At 58.3% G+C, this 1,272-nt stretch carries 1 protein-coding gene; it reads left to right on the forward strand.

Going from position 1 to position 1,272, the window contains the following annotated elements; genetic code table 11:
• Positions 1 to 1,176, forward strand: a 1,176-nt coding sequence (tuf, locus tag ACR0DB_RS22585; RefSeq protein WP_170356932.1) for an elongation factor Tu, incomplete at its 5' end; no start/stop codon positions are given.
• Positions 1,177 to 1,272: the final 96 nt, after the last annotated feature.

Genomic DNA, 1,272 nt, shown 5'->3' on the forward strand with positions numbered 1-1,272 from the left:
ATGGCAAAGGAAAAGTTTGAGCGTACAAAACCGCACGTCAACATCGGCACGATTGGCCACGTTGACCATGGTAAGACCACGCTGACCGCAGCGATCACCAAGTATTTCGGTGACTTCAAAGCGTATGACCAGATTGACGGTGCGCCGGAAGAGAAAGCGCGCGGCATCACCATCTCGACCGCCCACGTGGAATACGAGACCGAGAACCGCCACTATGCGCACGTTGACTGCCCCGGCCACGCCGACTACGTCAAGAACATGATCACCGGTGCTGCCCAGATGGACGGCGCGATCCTGGTTGTGAACGCCGCTGACGGCCCGATGCCGCAAACGCGTGAGCACATCCTGCTGGGCCGCCAGGTTGGCATCCCGAAGATGGTCGTGTTCATGAACAAAGTTGACCAGGTTGACGACGAAGAGCTGCTGGAACTGGTGGAAATGGAAATCCGCGAGCTGCTGTCTTCGTACGAATACCCCGGCGACGATATTCCGATCGTTGCAGGTTCGGCTCTGGCCGCGATGGAAGGCAACAACCCTGAAATCGGCGAAGAGAAGATCAAGGAACTGATGGCGGCCGTTGATGAGTACATCGACACCCCCGAGCGCGCTGTTGACCAGCCGTTCCTGATGCCGATCGAAGACGTGTTCTCGATCTCGGGCCGTGGTACCGTTGTGACCGGTCGTGTTGAGCGTGGCGTAATCAACGTTGGTGACGAAATCGAAATCGTCGGCATCCGCGACACTTCGAAAACCACCTGCACCGGCGTTGAAATGTTCCGCAAGCTGCTGGACCGCGGTGAAGCGGGCGACAACATCGGCGCGCTGCTGCGTGGTGTTGACCGTGACGGCGTTGAGCGTGGCCAGGTTCTGTGTAAGCCGGGTTCGGTTACACCGCACACCAAGTTCGAAGCCGAAGCCTACATCCTGACCAAGGAAGAAGGCGGTCGTCACACTCCGTTCTTCGCGAACTACCGTCCTCAGTTCTACTTCCGTACAACTGACGTGACCGGCACCGTGACCCTGGCGGAAGGCACCGAGATGGTCATGCCCGGCGACAACGTGTCGTTCGGCGTTGAGCTGATCGCGCCCATCGCGATGGAGCAGGGCCTGCGTTTCGCGATCCGCGAAGGCGGCCGCACCGTCGGCGCCGGCGTTGTGTCGAAAATCACTGAATAATCGGTGAAGGTGCTGAGATTATTCGTCGAATAATCTCGGTCCTAAATGTTGAATTAAAGAAGGCCGTTCCACAGGGGGCGGCCTTTTTCGTTGTGC

Source organism: Ruegeria sp. AB6, from assembly GCF_056542685.1.